The 20,969-nt window shown below is 48.2% G+C and carries 23 protein-coding genes; 5 read left to right on the forward strand and 18 right to left on the reverse strand.

Features of this window, described 5'->3' with window-relative positions:
* Window positions 1-71: 71 nt before the first annotated feature.
* The 3 genes from H8K36_RS10810 (at window position 72) to H8K36_RS10820 (ending at window position 5,169) form a co-directional block, all read left to right on the forward strand.
* Window positions 72-1,748, forward strand: a complete 1,677-nt coding sequence (locus H8K36_RS10810) for a mechanosensitive ion channel family protein (protein ID WP_186916472.1) — start codon at window positions 72-74, stop codon at window positions 1,746-1,748.
* Between the two features lie 174 nt (window positions 1,749-1,922).
* Entirely contained in the window at window positions 1,923-2,792 is an 870-nt protein-coding gene (locus H8K36_RS10815) for an alpha/beta fold hydrolase (protein WP_230404535.1), read from the forward strand.
* 178 nt (window positions 2,793-2,970) lie between these two features.
* Entirely contained in the window at window positions 2,971-5,169 is a 2,199-nt protein-coding gene (locus tag H8K36_RS10820; RefSeq protein ID WP_186916471.1) for an OsmC domain/YcaO domain-containing protein, read from the forward strand.
* Window positions 5,170-5,188: 19 nt separating this feature from the next.
* Here H8K36_RS10820 and H8K36_RS10825 read toward each other — a convergent pair whose 3' ends face one another.
* The 10 genes from H8K36_RS10825 to H8K36_RS10870 form a co-directional block, all read right to left on the reverse strand.
* Window positions 5,189-5,578, reverse strand: coding sequence for an iron chaperone (locus tag H8K36_RS10825; RefSeq protein WP_186916470.1), 390 nt, complete (start codon window positions 5,576-5,578; stop codon window positions 5,189-5,191).
* Window positions 5,579-5,627: 49 nt separating this feature from the next.
* On the reverse strand, window positions 5,628-5,918 hold the full coding sequence (locus tag H8K36_RS10830) for a hypothetical protein (protein WP_186916469.1): 291 nt from the start codon (window positions 5,916-5,918) through the stop codon (window positions 5,628-5,630).
* Window positions 5,896-6,048, reverse strand: a complete 153-nt coding sequence (locus H8K36_RS10835) for a hypothetical protein (protein ID WP_186916468.1) — start codon at window positions 6,046-6,048, stop codon at window positions 5,896-5,898. Before H8K36_RS10835 ends, H8K36_RS10830 begins: the two co-directional genes overlap by 23 nt.
* A 37-nt stretch (window positions 6,049-6,085) precedes the next feature.
* Complete coding sequence (locus H8K36_RS10840; RefSeq protein ID WP_186916467.1) at window positions 6,086-6,349, reverse strand: hypothetical protein; 264 nt, start codon at window positions 6,347-6,349, stop codon at window positions 6,086-6,088.
* Window positions 6,350-6,443: 94 nt separating this feature from the next.
* On the reverse strand, window positions 6,444-6,803 hold the full coding sequence (locus H8K36_RS10845) for a GFA family protein (RefSeq protein ID WP_186916466.1): 360 nt from the start codon (window positions 6,801-6,803) through the stop codon (window positions 6,444-6,446).
* Between the two features lie 35 nt (window positions 6,804-6,838).
* Window positions 6,839-7,291 carry a GNAT family N-acetyltransferase gene (locus tag H8K36_RS10850; RefSeq protein WP_186916465.1) on the reverse strand — a complete coding sequence of 151 codons (453 nt, stop codon included), beginning with the start codon at window positions 7,289-7,291 and terminating at the stop codon, window positions 6,839-6,841.
* 99 nt (window positions 7,292-7,390) lie between these two features.
* Window positions 7,391-7,768, reverse strand: a complete 378-nt coding sequence (locus H8K36_RS10855; RefSeq protein ID WP_186916464.1) for a hypothetical protein — start codon at window positions 7,766-7,768, stop codon at window positions 7,391-7,393.
* Window positions 7,769-7,860: 92 nt separating this feature from the next.
* Window positions 7,861-8,196, reverse strand: a complete 336-nt coding sequence (locus tag H8K36_RS10860) for a gamma-glutamylcyclotransferase family protein (protein WP_186916463.1) — start codon at window positions 8,194-8,196, stop codon at window positions 7,861-7,863.
* Window positions 8,197-8,257: 61 nt separating this feature from the next.
* The gene (locus tag H8K36_RS10865; RefSeq protein ID WP_186916462.1) at window positions 8,258-8,998 is read right to left on the reverse strand and encodes an alpha/beta hydrolase family protein; all 741 of its coding nucleotides are present in this window, start codon (window positions 8,996-8,998) and stop codon (window positions 8,258-8,260) included.
* 101 nt (window positions 8,999-9,099) lie between these two features.
* Window positions 9,100-10,071: a GlxA family transcriptional regulator gene (locus H8K36_RS10870; protein ID WP_186916461.1), complete on the reverse strand. Its 972-nt coding sequence runs from the start codon at window positions 10,069-10,071 to the stop codon at window positions 9,100-9,102.
* Window positions 10,072-10,207: 136 nt separating this feature from the next.
* Here H8K36_RS10870 and H8K36_RS10875 point away from each other — a divergent pair, with 136 nt between their 5' ends.
* Entirely contained in the window at window positions 10,208-10,507 is a 300-nt protein-coding gene (locus H8K36_RS10875; protein WP_186916460.1) for a putative quinol monooxygenase, read from the forward strand.
* A 160-nt stretch (window positions 10,508-10,667) separates the two neighbouring features.
* Here H8K36_RS10875 and H8K36_RS10880 read toward each other — a convergent pair whose 3' ends face one another.
* Entirely contained in the window at window positions 10,668-11,588 is a 921-nt protein-coding gene (locus H8K36_RS10880) for a DUF6279 family lipoprotein (protein WP_186916459.1), read from the reverse strand.
* A gap of 140 nt (window positions 11,589-11,728) precedes the next feature.
* On the opposite strand from H8K36_RS10880, the gene H8K36_RS10885 reads away from it, so the two are divergent.
* Window positions 11,729-13,204 (forward strand): serine hydrolase domain-containing protein, encoded by a 1,476-nt coding sequence (locus H8K36_RS10885; RefSeq protein WP_186916458.1) that lies wholly within the window; start codon window positions 11,729-11,731, stop codon window positions 13,202-13,204.
* Between the two features lie 48 nt (window positions 13,205-13,252).
* Here the strand turns inward: H8K36_RS10885 and H8K36_RS10890 are convergent, their stop codons facing one another.
* The 7 genes from H8K36_RS10890 to H8K36_RS10920 all read right to left on the reverse strand — a co-directional run bounded on the left by H8K36_RS10890 (window position 13,253) and on the right by H8K36_RS10920 (window position 20,833).
* On the reverse strand, window positions 13,253-14,371 hold the full coding sequence (locus H8K36_RS10890; RefSeq protein ID WP_230404537.1) for a serine hydrolase domain-containing protein: 1,119 nt from the start codon (window positions 14,369-14,371) through the stop codon (window positions 13,253-13,255).
* Between the two features lie 93 nt (window positions 14,372-14,464).
* Complete coding sequence (locus H8K36_RS10895; RefSeq protein WP_186916457.1) at window positions 14,465-15,289, reverse strand: helix-turn-helix domain-containing protein; 825 nt, start codon at window positions 15,287-15,289, stop codon at window positions 14,465-14,467.
* Window positions 15,290-15,640: 351 nt separating this feature from the next.
* Window positions 15,641-17,824: a TonB-dependent receptor plug domain-containing protein gene (locus H8K36_RS10900; RefSeq protein WP_186916456.1), complete on the reverse strand. Its 2,184-nt coding sequence runs from the start codon at window positions 17,822-17,824 to the stop codon at window positions 15,641-15,643.
* A 273-nt stretch (window positions 17,825-18,097) separates the two neighbouring features.
* Window positions 18,098-18,571: a GNAT family N-acetyltransferase gene (locus tag H8K36_RS10905; RefSeq protein ID WP_186916455.1), complete on the reverse strand. Its 474-nt coding sequence runs from the start codon at window positions 18,569-18,571 to the stop codon at window positions 18,098-18,100.
* A gap of 54 nt (window positions 18,572-18,625) precedes the next feature.
* Window positions 18,626-19,093 carry a hypothetical protein gene (locus tag H8K36_RS10910; RefSeq protein WP_186916454.1) on the reverse strand — a complete coding sequence of 156 codons (468 nt, stop codon included), beginning with the start codon at window positions 19,091-19,093 and terminating at the stop codon, window positions 18,626-18,628.
* A 429-nt stretch (window positions 19,094-19,522) separates the two neighbouring features.
* Window positions 19,523-20,041, reverse strand: a complete 519-nt coding sequence (locus H8K36_RS10915; RefSeq protein WP_186916453.1) for a hypothetical protein — start codon at window positions 20,039-20,041, stop codon at window positions 19,523-19,525.
* Window positions 20,042-20,149: 108 nt separating this feature from the next.
* Window positions 20,150-20,833, reverse strand: a complete 684-nt coding sequence (locus H8K36_RS10920; protein ID WP_186916452.1) for a DUF4253 domain-containing protein — start codon at window positions 20,831-20,833, stop codon at window positions 20,150-20,152.
* Between the last annotated feature and the right edge of the window lie 136 nt (window positions 20,834-20,969).

A 20,969-nucleotide genomic window follows, 5' to 3' on the forward strand; every position in this document is an offset into this window, starting at 1 on the left:
AGATTTTGAAAAATCCAGATAAGAATGCAACGCTAACATACGATCAACACAAACCATCAAGGTTTCATGTCATGAGAAAACGCTTCTTCTTTGTCTCAACAAACTCGATCTTTCGCAGCATCGTTTTACTAGGCTTACTTTGCTGCACGTCGCTTTCAACAGCAATCGAAGTAGCGACTTCTGCAGCCAGCGCTCCGGTTTCGGCAGCAAGTAACACTTTAGCTGCAACCAGCACCAACAAAGAGGTTAGTCTCAATTTACTCAATCGCGAGATTATCAACTTACATGCTACCGTGCTCGGCATCGAACCAGAGGAACGCGTCCGTCGTGCGCAAAAACGCATACAACAGCAACTCGCCATACCGGGCGAACATCAGATCAGTATCGCCGATATGCCGCCAGGCAAATTAATTCAAATCGATGGAGCAGGTAGCTTCTATATCGCTCCCGACGACGTTGATCCGTTTCAGCAAGAGACCTTAGATTCAATCAGCAAACAAGCTGCTGCGCGTATCAGTTTAGTTCTCAAAGAAACGCAAGAAAGCCGCAGTCTAGATCGTATGCTGCGAGCTAGCGCGTATGCGGCTGGAGCTAGTTTGATTTTCGCTATACTGCTGTGGCTGGTTTTTAAGATTCGACGCGCCATCCTCAGTAAAATTTTGCTGCTCGCACGCGAGAAACTCGACAGCCATCAATTGGTACAAGCGAACCTAATTCAACGTACCCATATTCAAACTGCTCTGCGACGCCTAATGCAAGTATTGTCATGGCTAGTGATCTTTTTACTTAGTTATGAGTGGTTAAGCTTTGTCTTGTCGCAATTCCCGTTTACTCGGCCACTGGGAGAGCAGCTCAACAACTACTTATTTGACTTATTCAGTACGATCGCTAATGCCACGCTCAAAGCTATCCCTGGCATTATCACCGCCTGCATTATCTTTTTCTTGGCTCGTCTAGTGGTTCAGGGTTTTAACGCCTTCTTTGATCGCGTGGAGAACGGCAGCATCCACATTTCGTGGCTCGGTGCCGATGTAGTAACACCGACACGCCGCATTACCAAAGTAGCGATTTGGCTGTTCGCTTTAACCATGACTTACCCCTACCTGCCTGGCTCAGGCACGGAGGCTTTTAAAGGTGTCTCAGTCTTGGTCGGCTTAATGATTTCGCTTGGCTCATCGAGTTTGATTGCGCAAGCGGCCAGTGGTTTAATCCTGACTTATTCCAGAATCTATCGCAAAGGTGAATTCATCCACGTCAACGGTCATGAAGGCACGATCACAGATTTAGGCATGTTCACCACGCGTATTCGTAATGGGATGGGCTTAGAGATCACCCTGCCGAATGCCTTGGTGCTCAGCAATGTCACGAAGAACTACTCTCGTGCGGTCGAAGGTCGTGGATTTGTAATCGACACCAAAGTCACCATTGGCTACGACACACCTTGGCGCCAAGTCGAAGCGATGCTAGTCGAAGCCGCACGCAGAACACCCAATATCTTGAGTGAACCATCGCCCAAAGTGTTCCAAACCGCACTCTCCGATTTTTACCCTGAATACCTATTGATATGCCATGCGGTGCCCACCGAACCCATGCCCCGAGCTCAGGTCATGAGCTCTCTACATGCCAATATTCAAGATGTCTTCAATGAATATAACGTACAGATTATGTCGCCGCATTACTTGGGCGACCCTGAGAAAGAGAAAGTCGTACCCAAAGAAGGCTGGTATCGTGCACCTGCGAAAGAATAAGTCGACTGCTGTCGTCAAGCTCTCTTTCGTTTACCAGCGATTTTCTATTCCCGTTTATCCAGCGAATCACACAGCTTAAACTGAGCTTTCAACGCTTTGTCACAATGGCGAGGCGCATACACTTAGCCGATGTTAAGGTGAGACTTCATTCACTCTTCATCTGGCGCTGTTCGTATGCGTCCATTTTCTATCATGACAAAAGCCTCGTCCAAATTAAGTCGTAAACGCATCGTTCAGCTCCTACTACTCAGTGTCATCAGCGTTACTATCTCGATGACCGCATGTAAATCGACACCACCCTTAGTTGGAGCGGTCACCGAAACCTTTCAGGCGCGCCAGCTCGAGACTTTCACCGTCGTCAGACCTAGCTCAAAGGCCGTATTGGTGTTTGAAAACGGCGCACGAGAAACCATCAACAAGTGGGAAAAAGTCATTCAAGAAGTCAGTACCGACAGCACAGTGTTTGCCTATAATCGACCCGGCTATGGGCGAAGTGATAAGACGGATGCGCCGCGCGATGGAAAAACGATCGTTGCGGAATTACACCAAGCGCTACAGGAACGAGGTCTCAAGCCACCTTATATTTTAGTCGGACATTCTATGGGTGGTTTATACATGCAATTGTTCGCCAAGACTTACCCTAGTGAAGTTCAAGGTGTGGTCTTGGTCGATTCTTTGTACCCTAGAATCATCAAGCCCGCCAAGGACTTCCCATTATTAACCAAGGTCGGTAAAAACCTCTTCTTACACAGCATGCTACAAAACGAAATTGATCAGATTTATCCGACAGGCGAACAAGTCTTAGCCCTCCCAGATATTGATCAGATACCGATGATACGTCTCTTCAATGTCCCCAAGTCAGCTGGCGCGATTGGGGTCGATTTTGGCGTAGTCAACAACGACCCTGAAACGATTCAGCTCGTGCGCGGCATGTACCCGAAGGCAAAACAAGTCATTGTTGATTCGGATCATGCTATACAAACTGCGAATCCGGAATACGTCGTGGCGGCGATTCGCGAAATGCAAAAAGGGCAAGTACATTGATGCCATCCCGACCGAGATAGCGTGACACCTACCTCTCTCAATATTGGCACAATATTACTGGTCGGCCCATGAGAGAATCAAACTTAGAGGACGAAACCGAGCAGCTGCGGGCGTAATCAAGGATAATGGCGATCAATTCGATTTTTACGTCAGCAATGACGCTGTTTGGAACATACTCATGGAAATTAAAGTCAACTTTCTCGATAAGCTTCGCCTCGAAGCCAAATTCGATGATTTCACCGTTATCGCGGATCAACCTATCCGTTACAAAGGCGACGGCTCGGCACCAGGGCCGTTTGACTACTTCCTTGCATCATCTGCTTTATGCGCGGCCTATTTTGTAAAGCTCTACTGCAACACGCGCAATATTCCAACCGAGAATATTCGCCTGTCACAAAACAATATCGTTGATCCAGAAAATCGCTACGCGCAGATTTTCAAAATCCAAGTCGAGTTGCCTGCCGACATCTCCGCCAAAGATCGCGAAGGCATTTTGCGTTCTATCGATCGCTGCACCGTAAAGAAGGTGGTGCAGCAAGGTCCAGAATTTATCATCGAAGAAGTCGAGAATCTTGACGCTGACGCACAAGCGCTGTTGACGGTGAAACCTGAAGGCGATAGCGCGACCTATATTCTCGGTAAAGATCTGCCACTTGAACAAACGATCTCAAATATGTCGAGCTTGCTAGCTGGCCTCGGTATCAAGATCGAAATCGCTTCTTGGCGCAATATTATTCCTAACGTCTGGTCTTTACACATTCGCGATGCACATTCACCGATGTGTTTCACTAACGGCAAAGGCGCCACCAAAGAAAGTGCCTTGGCTTCTGCGCTCGGTGAATACATTGAGCGTCTGAGCAATAACCATTTTTATGCGGGCTCTTTCTGGGGCGAAGATATCGCCAATGCGGAATTCGTGCATTACCCCAACGAGAAATGGTTTAAACCAGGCAAAAAAGATGCCCTGCCCAAAGAGATTTTGGATGCCTACAGTTTGGCGATTTATAACCCCGATAAAGAACTACGCGGCTCGCATTTAATCGACACTAATTCTGGCAACGTCGAGCGCGGCATTTGCAGTTTGCCGTTTGTACGTTTGTCTGACGGTGAAACAGTGTATTTCCCATCCAACTTAGTCGAAAACCTATTCGCCAGCAATGGTATGAGTGCCGGCAATACTCTGCCTGAAGCACAGGTGCAGTGTTTGTCTGAAATTTTCGAACGCGCCGTCAAGCGTGAAATTCTAGAAGGCGAACTCACTTTGCCGGATGTGCCACCAGAAGTCTTGGCGAAATATCCCGGCATCGTCGCCGGCATACAAGGCTTGGAAGAACAAGGTTTCCCAGTTCTCGTGAAAGATGCTTCACTTGGCGGCCTTTATCCAGTGATGTGCGTCACCCTGATGAACCCTCGCACCGGTGGCGTATTCGCTTCCTTCGGTGCACACCCAAGTTTCGAAGTGGCATTGGAACGCAGCTTAACCGAGCTTTTGCAAGGTCGCAGTTTTGAAGGTCTCAATGACTTGCCACAACCGACCTTTGTCAGCAATGCCGTCACCGAACCAAACAACTTCGTTGAGCATTTCATCGATTCCAGCGGTGTCGTCTCATGGCGTTTCTTCAGTGCCAAAGCAGACTACGAATTTGTCGAATGGGATTTCACTTGCGAAGGCAAAAACGCTAACGCCGACGAAGCAGCCAAGATGTTTGGCATCCTCGCTGACATGGGCAAAGAAGTGTATCAAGCCGTCTACGACCAACTCGGCGCTACCGCGTGCCGCATCTTGGTACCAGGCTATTCTGAAGTCTATCCAGTGGAAGACCTGATCTGGGACAACACCAATAAATCGCTCTTGTTCCGCGAAGACATTTTGAATTTGCATCGTCTCGATGACGATGCGCTCGACGCCTTGCTCGAACGTTTAGAAAATAACGAGCTCGACGAATACAGCGACATCGCCACCTTAATCGGCATCGAATTCGACGAAAACACCGTCTGGGGTCAGCTTACCGTTCTTGAATTAAAGCTCTTGATTAATATGGCCCTGCAAGAATTTGAAGCGGCCCACGAACAAGTGCAAAGCTTCTTGCAATACAACGACAATACCGTGGAACGTGGATTGTTCTATCAAGCATTGAACGTGGTCTTAGAAATTGAATTGAACGACGAACTCGATCACGACGATTACGAACACAGCTTCCGTCGCATGTTTGGCAATGAGCGCATGGATGCAGTCTACGGCTCGATGGAAGGGACTGTACGCTTCTATGGTTTGACACCGACCAGCATGAAACTCGAAGGCTTAGATCGCCATCAACGCTTGATTGATAGTTATAAGAAGTTGCTTGTAGCACGCAGCAAAGCGGTAGCGAAGTAAGCAGAAAGCTAGCTTCAACCTACTTTTGCGCATATTCCTTCGCCAGTGCTAGCGCCACTCGCCGAATCAAGTCAAAGGGAATCGGGTCTTTCAATGGAAAAGCCAGATTCCCTTTTTCATTGCGATATGGCGCAAGCTCAGCTATCAAACGTGAATCTTGATTGACTGGCGGATAAACACCGAGATGCTTCTTAAAGCCAGCAAAGTAAAAGAATACTTTACCAGTACCACCATCGCCTCGCATTCGATAAGCGGGCATGCCATAGCTGATACAGCGCTCCGCCTCGGGCAAGACTTGTTCGACGCGCGCCTGCACTTCAAACAAAATCTTTTGCACATCAAGGGGCATCGACGCGATGTATTCCTCGTGCGTAGTGAATTTGGGTCTCGTGGAGAGCAATTTAATCACTTAATCTTTACTCTTTCGTCGTGCATTAGGCTGGGCGACTGAGCAGGCCTTACATCACTACAGAAAAATTAAACTTCGCAAGAGGCGACTTCGCACTCTTAGCAAAACTCAGGGCCTGCGCTAATTCCTCGACCACCGCATCATGGTCATTCGAGAACAAACCGAATCGTGTCTGGTTCTTCTGCACATGCTCGAGCAAACCCGAGATCAGTTTCTGCGCTTCGGCGGCCGAGATCCACACGCCTTTCAATGCCATCACTTCATTGGTCGATTCCATGCCCTCTGGTAGCGCTTCATCACTGAGGTTAAATTGCGCATCAGGTGTCACAAATGGCGGCAAAAGAACTCAAGCCCAAATTCTTTGCAATGCGATCAAGCTTGTCCGTATGCTTGTATAGAGCGTATTTGTCGTCTTCGTCCGAAGTGACGATGCCATCTTGCAGGAGATTTGCCCAAAGTACTGTGCTCATGGTTGCCGCCTTTGTTGAAAGTTAATGAGAACTTTAATCAATCCGGTCTTGCTGAATCGCGCATCACACCACGTTCAACCAACTTACTAAAGAAAGCACCAAGGGCGACCAGAATAAAAGTAGTTTCCCAAGTTCTGTAGGCTTCATATTCCTCCTGCGTGACGCGATTTCCGCTTTTGCCGCAATACTTTTGTTCACCGCAGGGCCTAATCGGCGCGCCTCTAAAATTCACGACACCATAGACCATGGTCAGTCCGAGGATGCAAGGCATAATATATTTGTATTTGTTGGAAAAATTCATTGCCTACTTTCTCCTAAATTCCTTTTTGTATAAGTCTACTCGTATTTTTTCGAATGAGAGACATCTTCAAGCGAGCAACGTGAAGCGGATCTCGCTAATCCAGATAAGTCCAGGTATCAGCACCATCAAACCGACGCACTCGGATACCCTGCATCGTCAGGGGGTCAAAATTGCGCGTATTAATGCCGACCCGGCTACCTTCCATGGCATCGATTGTTTCCCAATGGGTAGCGCAACCACAATATTTGCAATGCATAGTGCGTATCGTGCGCGGCCCCCAAATGTATGCTGTGGTGTTCTCTGGATGGCCCTGCATTTTGACGACGTCGTTGGTATAAAAAGCCCACAAGGCTCCATTGCGTCTACAAATAGAGCAATTGCAGTCGACAATAAATGCGGGCACCGCTGGCACCTGAATTCGTACTGCTCCGCAATGACACGTGGCTTCTAGCATGATGAATATGTTGAGAATGTACAAGGAGATGTTTGCTAGGGAAGCACACGCTCCATCTCGATATTTGCGCGAGCATACACCGGATGCTGGCCCAAGGATACCGTGACAAATCCCGTTTTCTGATACAAGGCAATCGCAGATTCAAGTTTGGTATTTGACACCAAATACACCCGCTTGGCTTTCAGTTCTATGGCTTTACTGATCGCTGCCTCGATCAATTGTCGCCCGAGACCACCACCACGCCGTTTCGGCGACACCGCCATGCGTGCCAATTCGAATTCATATTCGCCGCTCTTGAACAGCGCGCAGCAAGCAACAACCTCATCGCCATCGGTCATGGTAAAGATAAATCCACCCTCATCAATAATAGCAGCGGGGTTCGCGGCAAGCGCGCGATCAACTTCTTCAAGAGCGAAATACTCGGAGATCCATTGTTCATTTAAGCGTATGAAATCGGGGAGATGTTCATGCTTATTGAGATGTAGCATGATGAGCCTTTCAATACCAAGGAATTAAATAAGTTTTCAGTTTCCGTATGTTGCGCCAATAATCGCAATGACATAAGTTAGCATCCTTGTGTCAGCTGGTTAAGCAAAATCACGTGTGAATACAAGTTGGAAGAAAGCAGTAACAGCATTGCAAACTTGTTCCTCCGTCACTTTCGGCTCATCGCACAAGGCCTCCAACACGAAAAGTTCACGAATATTATCTTTAGCTTGAGAAGATACCGTCGTTAGCTCTATGCATTCATCCAAATCTAATACTTGCGGATGGATAATTCGCAAAATATCTCGAGAGTATTCTGCACATCGTTTAATCGTTGACCAATTCTCTCCCTCTCCGCAACAAAAGCTCCATTCAACATCCATTAGCCGGTGAGAAAGAAAATCTGTCACCCAGAAATTGCTAGGCTTGAGTCGTTTCTCAAGTGTCGCGATATATTGCGAGCGGTCGTGGTCTGTCATTAGCGTATGCAATAGAATAAGCACATTTTTTAAAGCGCAATGTAGCTAGATCGCAGTTGGAACTCTGCTTGTAGGAAAGTTCTCAACGACATTCATTCAGCCTTTGCGAGCGAGTAAATGTAAGCTTGAACGACAGAACCGTCGCGTCGCTGAGCTGCGACCAGCACGCGCCGATAACCGCTGCCTTCAAATTCGTCGAGCCTTTGCCAATGCGCAGATATAGAATCGGAGCTAAAGAGAAAACCTTCGACATCGTCGCCATGTTCAGACAGGACAATTCCAGGGTAACCATGATCAGCACCCCAGCCTTCTTGGCGCAAGTATCCTCTCACAAGCGCAGGCTCCCAAGTACCAGGGACTTCCGCAAGGATGTGGGCGTTGGGGCGTCCTGGCGCTAAGGTGCCATACACGAATAGGTACTCGGTCATGAGATCTCCGAATAAATCAATTTTCAAATCAGTGTTGAAACTATGAGATGCAGTGACACTTCTACCGCTTGCTCAAACTCTCTAGTTCTGACACCACGCTCGCCCAAGCAGTGCTCGCTGGGTCAATCAAGGCAAAATGTCCACTATCAGGCAATTGCACCATACGTGTCTCGGCGAAGGCGGTACAGTAAGACTTCGCGACAGCAAGCGGAACGATGTCATCTTCTGCACCGTGAAGGATGGTAACCACAGTGGCAGGGGCGGGCATCAGCATGGGATTTAAATCCTGTCGATTGCTTGGACCTTGCCCCAAGAAACGCTCGACAGCACCATCACCCAACTTCATGGTGTGTGCCATTTCTAGATCTGCTGCGGGTGCTAAGGCGAGTACGCCTTGAATCGGCGCGTCACTATTTTTCGCAGCGGCCCATAAAACTAAGTGACCACCTGCCGAATGCCCAACTAATAGGAGTTTGCCATTATGACGATCAACACGTGAAGGCAAGCTTTCTATGGCGGTCGAAAGATCCTGCACGGTGACGTCGGGCTCACCTGAGATGCGTCTATATTCCAAAGTTAAGGTCGTCCACCCCGCTTCGGCCAAGGCTGTCGACATGGCCTCGGCGTGCGCACGATCGTACTCCGGCTTCCAAAAACCACCGTGGATCAACACAAGCAAGGGCAGATCACTACCACGGGAGCCATAGCGAATATCAGCGATTTGATCGGGCTCACCACCGTAAGCGATAGTGGCATCGGGTGGATTCGCGGTGCGGGTGAGGATGGAGAGATCTTCGGCCATATTGATTCATTAATTGAGCACAGTAGTTAAAGATTATAAACGCTTCAATTCGAATACCCATCGCAAATCTGCAACGGCAACATCTACGATCCTATACAGCCTTAAGGCTTTTCCCGTAGCTCGCGTACACCCTTGCCCAATTTCCTCCGTAATAAGCTGCGCAAAGTGGTACCGTCGGAGTAACCAACGAGCGCGGCAATTTGGTCCACACTTTCTGTGCTTGTTTGTAGTAGGTGTACTGCACGTTCTACACGTAAGTCCTGAAAATACTCCAGCGCCGATTTCCCCAACACCGCTTGAATTCGCCTACCTAGAGTTCGTTCGCTCGCACCAATCGCTTTTGTGGCATCAGTCATCGAAAAACCTTCAGCTAGGTGTCCGCGGGCCCAACGCTCGAAGCGTTCGACCACCGCATCGTTGTGGGCAACATGGTCCGGTATGACGAACACCGCTTGAGAAGAGCGTGGTTCAATCAGTAAATAACGTGCGCAAAGAGCCGCCAAAGAAGGGCTAGTGCTGCGCACCACACCGAGCGCTAAATCTAAATGAGCGAGCGCCGCACCAGCAGTGGTGAAACAGGAAGAGTTCACCAACATCCTCGATTCATCTAGTTCGACAGCAGGGTAACGTTGACGAAACAAAGCCGATAACCACCAAGACGTCGTTGCCTGCTGTCCGTCTAGCAAACCCGTTTCCGCTAACACGAAGGTGCCTGTACATGCGGCACCAATCATGGCGCCAGCAGCTGCCCATTTTTTCAGCACGATGCCCGCATCCTTCACTTCTTTCGCTTCTAATGCTGCTGCTAGCGAAACTGGCATCTTCGCTCCGAGCGCGGGTATCAGCACGACATCGGGCGTTGGCAAATCGGTTGCTAACACGCTCGGCACCGTCAGTCCCTGCGAGGTGCACACTTTCTTACGTACGCTCACTAAACGCATATCGAGCTGTGGGCCGGCACCTTCTGATGATTCGAATTGGGAGCCGAGTTCATTGGCTGTCGAGATCACATCGATCAGTGAAGACAGGCCAATATCAAATACGCCATCGAGAGCGAGGATATAAATACGCATGGCGGTAATGATACCATTATTGACGTTTCCGCCACTATAGAATATGTGCCTAGATCCCTAGAATAACGCCTTGTCACCAAGCCATTTCAATGGACAACGACATCAGTTCACATCAACTACTCAAGGAAACAACATCATGGTCAAGTACGCAATCCTCGCCCAAGTCACAGCCAAAGTTGGCAAAGAAAGTGCCGTAGAAGAGTTTTTAAAAAGTGCGTTGGCACTCGCCAACCAAGAGGCAGGCACCACTGTATGGTTTGCCATCAAACTCAGTCCTTCACGTTTTGGTATTTTCGATGCTTTTCCAGATGAAGTTAGCCGCGAGGCTCACCTTGCAGGACCGATCGCCGCGGCGCTGATGGCGAATGCAGCCGAATTGTTGGCGGAAGCACCAGTCATCGAGAAGGTCGATGTACTAGCGGCAAAGCTGGCTTAAATTGTCAGGCCTACTCCAAGGTTCAACATAGAGTAAATCCCATAGGCGTAAAAATACAGCTACGTCGAAGGACAAAGACCTTGAATCCCTGCCCCGGCAGGGACGATGCACCATGGTTGGCACCTAGCTGAACGGTACACAATACAGCCGACCAATCGGCTTACTTCTTCGCAATCAAGTACCTACAGTCATCAATCCAATCTTGCAGTTTGTTGCGTGCATGCGTCTTCTGCTCTGCCGTAGCCGATCTGAGAATAATCGACACTAACTGTTGGGTTGCCGCTCTTGAGGCATCTGTTTGTGTGCGTCGATCGGCTTGTTCTGCGGGCTCATACGCCGCCATGATTGCCCGCTGCACCAACGCTTGTGCCGCTTCACGGTTTGGCTTTTCGTTTTGGATTTGCGTTACCACTTGCAAAACGATACGTTGGCGCATGATGCTGTCGTCTAGCCAATTGGCATAGTTTGCCGGATGTTTTTCGACATGCCGAGCAATAATCGCTTCCTGTTCACGTGTCACGCTTCCAAGCCATTCATCGGTTTGCTTCTCGATCTTTTTGATGCGTTCTTTCGCTTGTTTCTCTGGCGTTCGGTTGATGTATTTCTCACGAAAGTCTTCGTTATTCTTTTCGAACTTGCGTGTCAGATAGACTTTTTGCGACTCATTCATAGTGAGCGCCAAATCGGTCAACTCTGGCACAGCCTTGAGTAAGATCACTTGCGAAAGTTGTTCGACTTGTCGATATACCGCCTCAATTTCAGCTGGCCCTGGATTCGCGGCTAGCGTCGTCTGCATCTGCGTCAATGTCTGTGCATATTGCGGCAATTGGGTGCTGCGATGCCAGCTCAAGAGTTGCGCGATATCACGTTTGACCTTCACTTTCTGCGAAGAATGGAAATCCACATATCCATCCAACCACCAATAAACCAGCGTGTCGGCATTCGAGTAGCCAAGGCGCACCGTACTACAACTGCCTAACAGGCTGACTAGAAGCAGTATAAATACTATGCGCGCCCACCGAAGGGGGCGAACAATCGTATCGGTAGTTTGAAACGAATTTTGCAGTAATGATGTAGTCAAAGTGTCCTCCGTGCTTCGCAAAAGATACACGAAATTGACTGTGCGCGCTGTCGACCTCATAAGTGGTGAATTTAAGCACTGCCGATAGGCACCTAAATTGTGCGATACTCATGCGACATTCATTTCTCGGGAGCACCACTATGCCAGTTTCGCGTTTTTTAGTTATCTCACGCCCAGCAGCAATCTTGCTCATGATGGCAGCCACTGCCCATGTTTGTGCTCAAAGCATTGATGAACAAATCAAGCGCGTCACCACGACATTGACACCAAGTATCGTCATCAAAGGCACCCCAGAGAAAACCCATACACTGGCCGATAGTATGACGAAGTACAAGGTGCCGGGTGTGTCGATTGCCGTGATCAACGATGGCAAGCTTGCTTGGGCGCATGGCTTTGGTGTCAAAGCAGCGGATAGCAAAGATCCAGTGACGGCTACCACCCTATTTCAAGCAGCGTCGATTAGTAAGCCCGTTGCCGCAACGGCGATGTTGAGATTAGTTGAACAAGGCAAGTTCGCACTCGATACGCCGATCAATACCTATCTCAAAACTTGGCAGTTGCCTGACAATGAATTCACCAAAACAGAGGCTGTCACCTTGCGTCGTATCATTTCGCATTCAGCAGGCTTGAATGGCCACGGATTTCCCGGTTATGCGAGTGGCGTAAAAGTACCGACTGTTCAACAAATACTTGATGGCAAAGCACCTGCCAACACACAAGCTGTGCGAGTAGAAATGACCCCGGGCACTAAATGGAAATATTCCGGTGGTGGAACAACGATCATGCAACTGGCCATGACAGAAACCACAGGCGAAGCCTTTCCCGCTCTCGTGCAAAGACTTGTACTTGGCCCCATCGGCATGAAAAACAGCGCCTACGAACAGCCCTTGTCCAATGCAAAACAAAAACTCGCCGCCACTGGGCATGACGATGAAGGCAAGCCCATCCCTGGTCGCTGGCATACTTATCCTGAATTGGCTGCGGCAGGTCTATGGACAACGCCAACTGATTTAAGCAAATGGGCTATCGAGATCACTGAAGCGCGCGCGGGTAAATCAACCAAAACGCTGTCACAAAAAATGGCAACCGAGATGCTCACTGAACAGAAAGCACCTTCTGGTTTAGGCCCTATGCTGGGCGGAGCAGGCGAAGCCATGTCCTTTGAACATGGTGGCAGTAATGAGGGTTATCGTTGTTTTATCGTTTACTTCCCTGTTCTTGGTCGTGGCGCGGTGGTAATGACCAATGGCGAAGGTGGCGGCATGGTCTACCGCCAAGTGTTGAGTGCACTGGCTAAAGAGTATCACTGGCCTTCTTTCAAAACACGCGAGATCGAACCTATCGAACCCAGTGCAAGCATCTTAGAACAACTAATCGGTGAATGTCCGATACCACCAGCTTCGCCAACCGATAAACCACCATCCGTTTTGCTCACACAAGAAAACGGGAAAATGATGGTAGAGATTGGAAAATTTATGCCTAAGACAGAGATCGTATTGCTCGCCAACGACGACCTCATCGTCCTTGAGAATGGATTTGAATTAAAGCTCATCAGAGGTAACGAGGGGCGAGTCTCTCATCTGATGCTGGGTGCGACCAAAATTATCAAGAAATAGTAATAGACCTTGACCTATTGCGGCAAACCACAATAGGTCAAACCAAGCTTATTCCAAAGCCGCAAGCACATACTCAGCAATCAACTTATCAGTGACTTGATGCGGATTGCGCACCCCGAAGTTGGTGGTGGTAACGACCACCACGACATCTTGCTCGGGGAAGACCACCACCTTATTGCCACCTGAGCCCGCCATTTGGTAGGAAGCATACTTCGCACTCTTGGTAGCGTAAGGGTAGAGCCACAGTAGGTATCCGTAATGACGCTGTTCATCGACTTGTGCTTGTGGAGAGGTTGTGGCTTTGACCCATGCCTTAGGTAAAATCTGTTGACCGTTCCAAGCACCACCATTGACTAATAGCTGACCTAGTTTTAGTAAATCGCGGCTGCGCAAACCAAGCCCGCCGCCACCTTGGGCTAAACCCAGCGGCGAGTATTGCCACTCGGCTTTGTCGATGCCCAAGGGGGCAAACAGATTCTTTTGCGCGAATGTCGCTAAGGGTATCTTCGCAGCGGTTTGTACTACCGCACCCAAAGTGGTCGAGCCAGCAGTGCAATAACTAAAAGAGCGACCATTGAAAGAGTCCGTGGGTTTCGGCACCCAAGCGGCAAAGCCTTTGATCGGCAAATCCAAATAGAACTTCACCCAGTCTTCAATCAAATACATGCGCTCTTCATTACCGCGCGAAAATTGATTTTGATCATCGCACTCCATCATAGAGCTCATAGTCAATAAATCTTCGACCGTGATTTTGGCCTTGCGTGGATCAGGGTTGTCTAGCGCTCGCTTCGGTTTGAGTATCGATAAAATCGGCGTTGAGCGCGACGCGATCAAGCCTTGGTCTATCGCCAACCCAGCCAGCATACCTGTGATGGTTTTGGTAGCGGAACGGGTATTACGCAAAGCATCAGCACCATCCGCATCAAAATAGGATTCGTGCACGAGTTTCCCATGGCGGGCGACCAAAACACTGGTAATTTGTTGAAACTTAGCTTGCTTGATCGCCTCATCCATCTCGATGAATTTGTTGGCACTCATCTTTTGGGAGGCGGGATCTTGCTGCCCCCATTCAAAGGTCTTGGTGGGCGACGTTGGATGTGCTTGCGCGTCACTTGCGATTAGCAAAGCACTATTAAGTAATAGGGCGAGAATGGGTTTAGCTTGCATGTAGATACTCCATCGATGACTTCAGTTGACTTAGCTCAGTAATTTCATTGTAAGTTGGGGCAAGAAGCCTGTCTTGGATAATTGCAACCTTGATCAAAACGATCGCTTACATTTTTCAGCACCGCTCAATTTGGCAAACTTGCCTGGTGTCATACCCCATTGCTGCAGAAAAGCGCGATTCAAATGACTTTGATCACAAAAGCCGCTAGCCAGTGCAATTTCGGTAAGAGCTTGCTCACTCGTCATCATCAATTGTGTGGCACGTTCGACTCGACGGCGTCGCAAATCATTTCCTGGTGTGCACCCCAAATGGCGCACATATTGGCGAGCCAAGTACACGCGATGCACACCTAGGGCGTCTGCAATGTCAGCTACACCCAAATCTTGATCGGATAAGTCTGCAATCATTTCTTGCGCTCGTTGTAACCAGGGTGGTGGCTTCGATGATATCGGCGTTTGCGGCGTGAGACTGTTAAGCAGCGCTATCGTCATCAGTTCCAAGTCAAGCGAAGAAGAATCATTCGAGCCAGCAGCCTGCATCAATTTGAAAACCCGTCTGATGAATTGCGGTTGATGGCTTCGCCATGCAAAATCAGGCAATCGCATTCGCTCATATAGCTCGACAGTATCCGCTTCCGACAGGCTGATCGCAAAGAACCAGCCGCCATCGCCAGCAAAACAATCACGATGCACCACATCAGGCGGGTTAAACACCAAGACCGGCCCCTCGCGTCGCTCACCATGGGCCGAGGTCTTGTACGCGCCCCTTGTCGCTAACACCAAGTGCGCACCAGAATGGCTATGCTCTTTCATTTCATGCTCAGGAATCGTCGCCTGCAAATGACTCAAACGCAAACCTGCCACACGGCGTTCAAACGCATGTGCACCGTAATACTGCCCCGTAGAAAACTTATTCATTTGTATTGCCACCATTCATTTACGTTTGCCGCTGCAATTTCACGAACTGGATTGCAATGGACCACAATGGAGAACTAGTCTAAGGAATTCGAACTAGACAGACATCTCATATTTGACAAAACGAAAACTGAGATGGACAGAATGCAGTTTCGCGGAGTGAACGGCGTGTAAAAAAATCCCTAGCGAGCAGCTAGGGACGTGAAGGGGATGCGTAAAGCAAGTGAGATCAGATGTCACCTCTGGGCAGACGAAGGGCCCGTGCCTTTGGACATTGATGCTGTTCAATTGCCGCCCCGACTTTAGTAATCGCGGCGGTAACTTCACAACCACAAGAGTGTTTTGAATACTAGCTTAGAACTTGTACTCGTAAGTCATACTAAAGTTACGCGCTGTCGGTACGGCACGTGAAGATTGGCTTCTCGCATTACCAACGCTAGCGTAGGTCATTGAATCATAGGCGTCGCCACCGAGAAGATTGTTCAAGGCGAAACGCAACTGGCTTTGTTTGTCGAATTTCCACAAGGCGTAGATATCAACATTCTTTGGCGTCTTCAAGTATTGGCGCTCAGTGAGGCTAATTTGCTGCCAATGCGAATCTTGAACCTTGGCGCTAATACCAGCCGTGAGTGGAATCGATTTAGCACGGTAGTTGGCACCAAAAGTCATTACATATTTGTACGGTGCGAGCGTGTTATATGGTGTCGCCAAATCTTTCACGTTAGACCAGAAGTGTGAATAGCTAGCAGAGAAATCCATGTCTGGTGCATTATCCATCCAACGCTTTAATGGGAACTGTGTAGAGAGCTCAAGACTTTGGCTCTGCGCACTACCGGCATTCACAAATTTCTTCCAGTAAGCGTTATCAGCCACATACACCACTTCGCGGTGAATATCATCGATCGATTGCGCCTTAGCACGTACGGCATAGTTGAGTCCATCTTTGCCGTTATGCTCAAACGCAGCATCAACGCTCCAAGAAAGTTCAGGACGCAAGTTCGGGTTACCAACTACGTTCGGACTTTCGATAGAATTATTAATGACATAAATCTTCGGCATCAGGAGCTGTGTACCTTCAGGCGCTTTAAAGGTACGAGAGACACCGAGGCGAATGCGCTCTGTGTTTTGCGGGTCGAGCTGCCACATAGTTTGTACGACCGGGCTCAACACACTGGCACGATTAGTGGCTTTTTCACCGTCGTTATTCTCAGTACGGATACCTTGAGATTCCCAACGCAATCCCAGCGATACGGAGGAGTTTTTCTTAAACTTCCAATCGTCTTGCGCGAAAAACGCTACATTATCCATCACCGAACTCGCACCATATGGGCGAAGAATACTCGTTGATGTAGCAGCGTATCGGTCACTTTGATTGTTATCGATATCGACATTGGCGCGCCAGCCAGACCAACCGATTACCAAGTCGTGCTCCGCATTAGTTGGAACACTCAATTTACCATTGGTAATGCCGACGATGACGTGGACATCGGTATTGAGATCACGGTTGAACTTCAGCGTACCATCAGGCAGATAATTCTGTGAATGAGAGCGCGCGATAAAACTTTGTGCTTGAAAGCCTGCGCTGACATCAACGCCGATTTGATTATCCAAGCTAGTAACAGCTTTGAGCGTGCTACCGAAATTGGTGCCATGGTTGGTATCATGCGACGCCGTTTTGCCGATCTCAAACACGCGACCAGCGACATTATTGAACTGACTCGTGGTATCGGCACTAAAACGATTATGTGCCACAATCGATGTCGACGTTAGATTGATATTCGAGTCAGTTTTGTATTGAATTCGAGGAGAAATACGCAACGATTCATCGCTACGCTGACTACGCGACACGTTCTGAAACTCGCTCTTCACTCCAGTCAACACATTCTCGTTCATAAAGTTAGTCGTTGAGTCTTCAGCTTGCCCAGCGCTCATACGATCTTTCGATAAGCTCACGCTTACGGTATGAGACAGATTGCCGTTCTTATCGGAATGAAACCAGTCAACGCCACCATTGTTTTGGAACATATGACCAACACTGGCCTTGATACTATGTTGCGAGGTAGAAGCTGCTTTCTTCAAGATGATGTTGATGGTGCCGCCCATCGCTTGCGAACTAAACTGCGCATTCGCACCACGATAAATCTCCACGCGTTCAATCATATTTAGTGGAATGTCTTCAATCGTGATGCCGCGTGGCGCTTCGCCGTCGATCAAGATTTGTGTGTAGCCCGCTGCCATACCTAAAAGATGCAACTTGTTGTTCGTCACTTGCACACCTGGTACACGTTTCATTGCATCGACGATATTTGTGTCACCAAAACGCGTGAGCTCAGCATTACTTACAATGGAACGTGCAGCCGTTTCAGTACGCGCAAATTCCTCTTGTGTCTTACCCTTTACTTCAACCTTTTGTGGCTGCGCTACTTGCTGTGCTGGTGCCTGTGCTTGAACCTTAGCATCGCCTGACTGTGCATGCGCAGAAACCGCGATGACATTACAGAGAATAAGAGTAATAACTGAACTGGTGGGGAATTGCATAATGACCTCGTAAGAAGAAAACAGACTTGCTGCCAAATAACTGATGGCACGAACTGTATCGAATTTCTATTTACGACATGGGTAATATGCGACGAAATGACAAAAACTGGCCGTGAAAAATCGATTTTGCGGCTCGAACAAATATAAATGAAGGCTTGAAACGGGGTTTTTAGGTATGGAATGGAGTGACGTTGGAACGGATAACGAGTTGAGAAAACGAGATCAACCATCTATTCGATGGATCCTAACATTTCTTGAAACAGTGCCAATCAGCTATTTCGTCTCGACACCGCAAACAAACTCCATCGCATAAGCCCCCTGCATGCTGTGCTGATCAGCCAAGACAAAACCCAAGCTGCGATACAAAGACACCGCGGCAGCATTGTCTTGATACACGTTCAAAGTAAACTTTGCAGGCTGATGCTGTGCGATCGCAGTTTTCATCAGCTCTTCACATAAGACGCGCCCCAAGCCTCTGCCTCGAGTTTCAGGGGCAAGGATAATGCGAGCGAGATGGATGGCCTGCGCTTGGCGCTGCAAGGTTTGACCAAATCCGAGAACGCGATCCTGTTTATCCACCAACACGAAACTATTGCTGTCGTTCGCGCCGATTTCAATCCAAGTCTTGGCGACGTCGGGCGGAAAAGTGAGCAAAGGGCCGCCCCAGAGTTTGAGAGTTTCTGCTGTCGGAACCCACGACAAGATAGAAACTAGATCATTACAAGTGGCTTGGCGGAGTTGGGTCATAGATCAATATCGCTGTTCTGTGCGTCTCGATGCGCTCATCTCGTTCAATGTCGACTAATCTTTAGAACTATCTTCTGACTCGAGCTTTTGCGTTGTCGCCCATGGAATCATAACTGATGCGACGAGAGCAAAGACGATGCTGGCAATCCACAAGTGATAGCCAATCATAATCTCGAAGGAAAAGGCCCCTGAACTACCCACCGGTATTTTAGGATATAGCAAGAAAGAGAGCGCGAATGCTAGTGCGCTCAAGCACCATGCGATTGCGGCCTCTTGACGCTTGTGAAGTATTTTCGACCAACCAAACCACAGACAAAGATTAGCAAGCCAAGAAAAATTCAGAGCGATGAACCCTAACGGTCCAATCACAAGAGCATTCAAACCTAAATAGATCTGTCCAGGCGCTCCATTGGTCATAGGTCTGTATGCAGGCGAGAATAGGCAAGCTATATACAGCGCGATACTGACAACAATGGCAAGACTATAAACACTGAGGATTTTTTTTAAATTGGTAATTCGCATTTTTTTTGATGTGAGTGAGATGATTCAAACGACATCCTCTTCAAGACTCGCGTCCAAGGGTAATCCGGTGCTTTCTCACCAGGTATAACAGCTCGTATTTGGTTTCCATCTCGATCCTGTGCCTTAAGTTCAAGAATCCATTGCACGAAGTCCATGAACTCTGGCCCCAACTTCGACACATTGTAGAAAGCAGCGCTAGCAGAAGTACCATGAACATCAATCGTCCAACTACAAAAACCAGCGAGGAAAGCGACCTTCGGTTCCTCGACTTTTGCGGCGGCCAGTGCTGGTACAAGTTGGGCGAGTTTGTTTTGTTCGTCGTGATTGAGATTGCCATAGGCAGTACGCCGAGTATTAGTGCCACATAGTGCTCATCACTGCACTCCACCAAAACCCTACCTCATTCTTGCGAAGGGCTTGCAGATATTTTTAACTTTCAAGTCGTTTGATTTGTCGAAAGATTCGAACCGCACAAAAGCCAAAAAAAGTAACCGCTAAAAAGGACAGGAATAACTTACCAAGGACAAAGCCTATCAGAACGCCTAAACCAATGAAAGCCAAGGCACCAATAAACCGAAACCAAAGAAATGATTTACCCATCGCCTCGGCATTTATCTTTCCTAGTTTTTGCCGATATTCCTGAGATGGTCGTTCAGGAGCTTCCGTCTTAGTAAGACCAAGCGTATATAAACAAAGCAAAAACTGATGTAGCACCATAAGAAGCACGAAGGCAATAAGCAACTTTTTGTTAAGCAGGTCAGGGCCTATGTAACTGATCAGTACGCCAAAAAGTAAAAAATAATAGAGCAGGTTGGCGACCGCTCGAACAATACGTTGTTTTTCCGTTAGCTGATAACAGCCGCCAAATTTCCCCCAAGGTTGAAAGATATATCGACCATCTTCAGCATGAAAGAAAAGCATATTAGAGGACACATCAATGATTTTCATACTTTTTCTAAAAGCACCGAATGCAATTTGATTGATAGGGGTAGTGTCTAAATGGGTTCTTAGCTTTAGCGTTGACGGCTGCTAGCGTCCGCGCTGAATTTGTTCACCTTAATCCCACCAAAAATACCAATATCCGGAATTGAGGAGCGTGCCTGCCAGATTAGAAATTGTTTCACAACCTTGATCGACAATATCGGGGCAATACCAATACTGTTGCCACGCGAGCCTTATCGCTGCTTCCATATCACGCGGCGGATTCTTTACAATGCATTCGATAACATCCCCTGAGATACTCACTATTTCGGCACCGAACTCGTCTGCCCACAGTTTATGTATTGCGCAATGAACCTGAGGCGATGGGCATGCATTCCAATCGCCATATTTCAAAATCGCAGGCAAGTGCCACGCTTCTTTTGCTTTGGCAATACCGATGAACACCTCTTTCCTTAGCGCATTCGTCAATAAATCACGATGCATTGAAATTGCACCTTTATCGGCAATTTCCCCCGGCCAATCACCAAGGATCTCTTCTTCACTAAATTCGTATTCTTCAGCTTCCTGCCGACGTTCCTGTAGCCAAGCTTCTGTATCGAAGTCTACAACTTCACGCAAAATATCCTCTACTTCTTGATTGTTATACTCAGCAGATTCTCGAAGACGCTCTACATCCTCGGCTGTGCCAATCAAAAAAGGATACTCGCCTGACTGTTCGTGACTTTCTCGTCGAAGCGAAAGTGTCTCAAGTGCAGAGTCCCCTGCAACGGTTATGGTGGTAAACAATGTGTCATCCATATATGAAGTTAATCAGAAATACATGTAAGAAGTTCGTCAAATTACTTATTATCCGACGAGGTACACAAGCAATGCTTAGAACAAATCCGATACAGTTCAAATTCCATCAAAACCTAACAGGAGTGAATTGCCACCG

This window comes from Affinundibacterium nitidum, from assembly GCF_014284155.1.
GTDB lineage: Bacteria > Pseudomonadota > Gammaproteobacteria > Burkholderiales > Burkholderiaceae_D > Undibacterium > Undibacterium nitidum.